Source organism: Streptomyces sp. HSW2009 (assembly GCF_040240285.1).
Classification (GTDB): domain Bacteria; phylum Actinomycetota; class Actinomycetes; order Streptomycetales; family Streptomycetaceae; genus Streptomyces.
In genome coordinates, this window is sequence record NZ_JBEHZD010000519.1 from 1 (window position 1) to 5507 (window position 5507).

2 protein-coding genes are annotated in these 5507 nt (G+C 75.1%); both read right to left on the minus strand.

Annotated features, from left to right (window positions below; all coding sequences use genetic code 11):
• Positions 1 to 1652 (minus strand): type I polyketide synthase (locus tag AAHZ94_RS27700; protein ID WP_349996214.1); only part of this gene is annotated, 1652 nt, incomplete at its 3' end.
• Positions 1649 to 5507: SDR family NAD(P)-dependent oxidoreductase (locus tag AAHZ94_RS27705; protein WP_349996216.1), on the minus strand; the 3859-nt coding region annotated here is incomplete at its 5' end. The genes AAHZ94_RS27700 and AAHZ94_RS27705, both read right to left, overlap by 4 nt.

Genomic DNA, 5507 nt, shown 5'->3' on the forward strand with positions numbered 1-5507 from the left:
CCCCCCCCCCCCCCCCCCCCTCTTCCACCCCCCCCCCCCCCCCCCCCCCCACCGGCGGCCGGCTCGGGGGCGCGGAGATGTGAATAAGACACAGAGGTGACGACGGCCGCCCTGCGGTGCTCGAAGACCGCACGGCCGCTTTGCAGGGTGTACGCGAGGTCGGCGAGGTCGCCGGTGGCGGGTCGGCCTGCGGCGGGCTCGGGGAGTTCGGCGTGTGCCTGCCGCAGCCGGTCGGTGAGCTCGTCGGCGGCCTCGGCCGAACGCGCCGACCACAGCAGGAGCTGGTTCTCGCGCGGAGTGGGGCGGGGCCTGGCTCCGGCGGGCTCGGCCTCTTCGAGTACGACGTGGGCGTTGGTGCCGCCCATGCCGAAGGCGCTGACGCCGGCCCGGCGCGTACGCTCGCTGCGCGGCCAGGGCCGCAGTTCGTTCACGACCTCCAACCGGTCGGCGGAGCGCAGCAGTTGGGGGTTGGGGCGGTCGAAGTTGAGGGTGGGTGGAATCTCCTCGTGCTGGAGGGCGAGGGCGGTCTTGATGAGGCCGGTGACGCCCGCGGCCCGGTCCAGGTGGCCGAGGTTGGTCTTCACGGAGCCGATCGCGCAGCGGGTGACGCCGGGCACGTCGAAGACGTGTTGCAGGGCGCTGATCTCGATGGCGTCGCCGAGGCCGGTGCCGGTGCCGTGCGCCTCCACGTAGTCGATGTCAGCGGGCTCCAGGCCGGCGCTGGCCAGCGCCTCGGCCATCACGGCGGCCTGGCCGCGGACGCCGGGTGCGGTGAAGCCGACCTTGTCGGCGCCGTCGTTGGTGATCGCCCAGCCGCGGATGACGGCGTACACCCGGTCGCCGTCGGCCAGCGCGTCTTCCAGCCGGCGCAGTGCGACCACGCCGACGCCGCTGCCGACCGGGGTGCCCTGGGCCGCGGCGTCGAAGGCCCGGCAGGCGCCGTCGGGCGAGGCCATGCCGGCCTCCTGGTAGAGGTAGCCGACGCGGTGCGGGACCAGCACCGATACGCCGCCGGCCAGCATCAGGTCGGCCTCGCCGCTGACCAGTGTGGAACAGGCCAGCGAGACGGCGACCAGCGAGGTCGAGCAGTAGCTCTGGACGGTGTAGCAGGGGCCGGTGAGGTCGAGGGTGTAGGCGGTCCTGGTGGCGAGCGAGTCCTTGTCGTTGCCGAGGCCCACCTGGACGTCGCCGAAGAGTTCGGTCAGCTCGGGCCGGGTGTTGAGGTTGTTCATCATGTACCAGCTGATGCCGGTGCCGGCGGCCACGCCGATGGTGCCGTCGAAGCGGGCGGGGTCGGCCCCCGCGTCCTCCAGGGCATGCCAGGCGGTCTCCAGGAACAACCGCTGTTGCGGATCGAGCAGTTGGGCCTCGGACGGCGTGTAGCCGAAGAACCCGGCGTCGAAGAGGTCGATGCCGTCGATGACCGAGCCCGCCCGTACGTACGCGGGGTCGGCCAGGAGTTCTTCGCTGACGCCGCTCGCGCGCAGCTCTTCCTCGGTGAAGCGGGTGATGGTGTCCTTGCCCGCACGGATGTTGTGCCACAGTCTGCGGACGCCGTCCGCGCCGGGAAACCGGCCCGCCATGCCGACCAGGGCTATGTCGGTGCCCACCTCGTCGTCCAGCGGTCCATCGTCGCTCGTGTGCCGGCTCACTTGCCTGTCCTCCTGCGCTTGATGGTCGAGGCTCCGGCACGACGCCGCCGCCCCCGTGCCGCGCTGCCGTCCAGCCGTGGCTCATCGGGTGTCCCGCCGTCGGCCGCGCCGCCCGGGCGCGAGCGGTCGAGCAGCGCGGCGAGCTGCGCGACGGTGGGGTGTTCGAACAGGCTCGCCGCCGCGAGTTCCACCTCGAACTCGGCCGCGAGTCGGGCCACCACGGCGAGGCCGACCAGCGAGGTGCCGCCCAGTTCGAAGAAGGGGTCGTGGATGCCGACGCGTTCCATGCCCAGCACCTCCTGCCAGGCCACCGCCACCCGCTGCTCGGTCTCGCTGCGCGGGGCCAGGTAGGGGACGCGCAACTCGGGCCGTGGGTAGCGGTGTTCGGGCGCGCCTCCCGTTCCGGCGCCGGTGAGCGCCTCGGGGTCGGACATCAGCCGCATCAGTTCGACCAGGTCGGCCAGCGGCTGGTTGAGTACGTACAGGTGGGCGGGGCCGGCGGCGATCGCCCGGCCGAGGGCCGCGGTGCCCTCCGCGTCGGTGAACCCGAACTCCGCGCGGGCCCTGGCCACCCGCTCGCGCAGCACCGGGGCCGCGGCGTAGGCGGCCGACTGCCAGCGGTCGTGCTGCCAGGCGCCCCACCCGATGGAGACGACCCGGGCGGCGACGGCGCCGTCCTCGGCCGCGGCGAACGCGTCCAGGAAGGCGTTGGCCGCGCCGTAGTCACCCTCGCCGTGGCCGCCGATGGCGGTGACGGTGGAGGAGTAGAGCACCAGCAGCTCGGGCGGGTCGCCGCGCAGCGCGTCGGCCAGCGCCAGGGTGCCGGCCACCTTGGGCGCGAGCACGGCCCGCGCCTGTTCTTCGGTACGGGTCTGGAGCAGCCCGCCACCGGGCACGCCGGCCGCGTGGATGACGCCGTACAGGTCGCCGAAGTGTTCGCGTACGGTGTGCAGCGCGGCGGCGGCCTGGCCCGGGGCGCTGATGTCGGCGGTCACCGGCAGCACCTCGGCGCCGGTGGCGCGCAGCCCGCGGATGGCGTGCAGGACGCCGCTGATCCGGTCGTCGGGGCGGTGGGCGTCGATCCAGTGGTCCCACAGGGCCGGTTCGGGCAGTTCGGTGCGGCCGATGAGGGCGAGCTTGGCGCCGCCCACGGCGAGTTTGCGGGCGAGCGCGAGGCCGAGGCCGCCGGTGCCGCCGACGATGGCGTACACCCCGTCGGCGCGCCACACGTGGTCGTCGGGGACCTCGGGCAGCGTCACCCGCTCCACGCCGGGCAGCCAGCGCCGGTCGCGCCGCCAGGCGGTGAGCACCCGGGAGCCGGCCGACTCGGCGCCCCGCGGCCCACCGGTGGCGCCTTCGGCTGCCGGATCGGTGCCCAACAGCTCTATTTCACGCAGCAGTTGGGGTGCGGTGCGGACCGCTGGCGCATCCGGTTCGAGGTCGACGCAGCGGCAGTGCAGCCGCGGGTACTCCACGACGATCGAGCGGCACAGGCCCACCGCGGGGGCGGCCAGTGGCGTCACGCGTTCGCCGCCGAGCACGTCGGCGGTTCCGGAGAGCGCGACGACCAGTTCGACGTCGCGGCTCGGCAGCACGCGGCCGATCGCCTGGACGAGCCAGAGCAGGCTGTAGAAGCTCGCTTCCAGGGCGTCGCCGGGCTCGGGGCTACCGGGCTCCGGGCTGCCGGGCCGCTCGCCGTCCAGTCGTTCGCCACCCGGTCGCTCACCGTCGAGCAACCCACCGGCGCGCGACCCACCGCCGAGCCTGCCCCCGTCCGGGTGGCCGTAGGCGTGGATGATGCGGAGGGGGGCGCTGGCGTTGGGTGCGCCGTTGGCATTGGGCGTGCCGTTGGGGCTGGGCGTGCCGTTGGGGCTGGGTGTGCCGTTGGGGCTGGGTGTGCCGTTGGGGCTGGGTGTGCCGTTGGCGTCGGCCCGACCGCCCGGGTCGGCCAGCCCGGTCACGTCGGCCAGTTCGGTCAGGAGTCGTACGTAGTGTTCGGGCTGGCCCGGGTCGAGGGTGACGGTGGACCCGGAGCGGCGGTAGTGGTCGCCGGGTTCGACGCGTACGACGGTGTCGCCTGCCGCCGTGGCGCCCGCGGCCAGTGCGTCACCCAACTCGGTGCGGCCGGCCAGCAGCAGCACCGTCCCCGGCGTACGGGGGGTGCCTGCGGGCGGCAGCGCGTCGTGCCGGCGCCAGGTGGGTGCCAGGAACCTGGTGCCGCGCGCCTCGGCTGCCGTCCTGGCGGCGGGCTCGGCCTGGTCGGCGGGCCGGGTGGTGGGCGTCGGCCAGTAGCGGGTGCGCTGGAACCGGTAGGCCGGCAGCCGCAGCAGCTCCCGCCCGTCCGGCTGGCCGGCGGCCCAGTCGACGGTGAGCCCGAGCTCCCACAGCCGCCCGATGGCAGCCAGCGGACCACCTTCACCAAGCGCCGCCACATCATCCAATAGCCGTACAGCGGACGGTAGTTGGGCTTCCGCATCATCACCGTCCCGAGCCGCCCGGGTGTCGGCGGCCGGTGCCAGGGTGTGTCCGGGGCCGGCTTCGACCAGCACGCTGGCGTAGGGTGCCAGCGCTTCGGCTGTGACGGGCGGTGCGGCCGACCGTTCGGGGACGGCCGCCCAGTGGGCCGGGTCGAGCGCCTGCTCGGCGGTGAGCAGCGCGCCGGTCGCGGCACAGGCCACGCTGGTGTGCGGCGCGTGCAGGGCGACCGTCCCGGCCGCGGCGGGGTCCACCACCAGGGTGAGCGCGTCGGCCAGTTCGAGCACGCCGGCCGCGCACGCCGCCACGTACTCCCCCACCCCACGGCCGACCAGCACCGCGGGCCGCACCCCGTACGCCGCCAGCCACTGCACCAGCGCGTACTCCACAGCGAAGGTGGTCAGCGCGGCGTGCTCGGTGGCGGTCTCGGGCGCGGCATCCGCCGGCGGGCGACCCAGGTCGCCCGGTGCGCCGAGCGCGCGGCCGAACCGGTCGGCGGCCAGTTCGGCCACCGCGTCGTACGCCGTGCGGAACGCCTCCTGCTCCCCGTAGCCGTCGACCAGCGGGCCCGGCTCGGCGGCCTGGGCCGACAGCAGCAGCGCGACCCGGTGGGTGCGGGTGGGGCTGGCGACGCCGGCGGCCGGGTTGCGCAGCCTGGCGACGGCGTCCGCGCCGTCCGTGCACAGCAGCGCGGTGCGCACCGGGAAGGCGGTGCGTCCGGTCTGGGTCGTGTACGCCACGTCGGCGAGCGACAGCCCTGGCTGCTGTTCCAGGTGGTCGGCGAGGGCCGCGGCGGCCTCGGTGAGGCTGGCTTGGTTGGTGGCGGACAGGGTGAGGAGGTGGGTGTCGGGGGTGACTGCCGGCTCGGGGGCCGGCTGCGGGCTCGGGTCCGCCTGTTCGAGCACCAGGTGGATGTTGGTGCCTGACCAGCCGAAGGAGCTGACGCCGGCCCGGCGGACGGCGTCGGCGCCGACCGGGAAGGGCTGGGTGGCCTGGGCGGGTTGCACGGGCCCGGTGAGGTCGAGATCGGGGTTGGGTTGCTCCAGGTTGAGGTTGGCCGGGACCTCGCCGTTGCGCACCGCGAGCACCGTCTTGATCAGGCCGGCCATGCCGGCGGTGGTCAGCAGGTGCCCGACGTGCGTCTTGACGGCCCCGACCAGCACCGGCCGCTCCACCGGGCGCCCGCCGAACACCTCGTTCAGCGCGCCGAACTCGATGGAGTCACCCAGGCTGGTGCCGGAGCCGTGGGCCTCGACGAAGCCGATGTCGTCCGGGCCGCCCCCCGCCTCGGCGCGCGCGGCCCGCACCACCGAGGCCGGGGGCGGGCCCCGGGGCGCCGGGAGCCCCGTGCTGCCGCCCGCCAGCGGCCAGCCCGCCCCC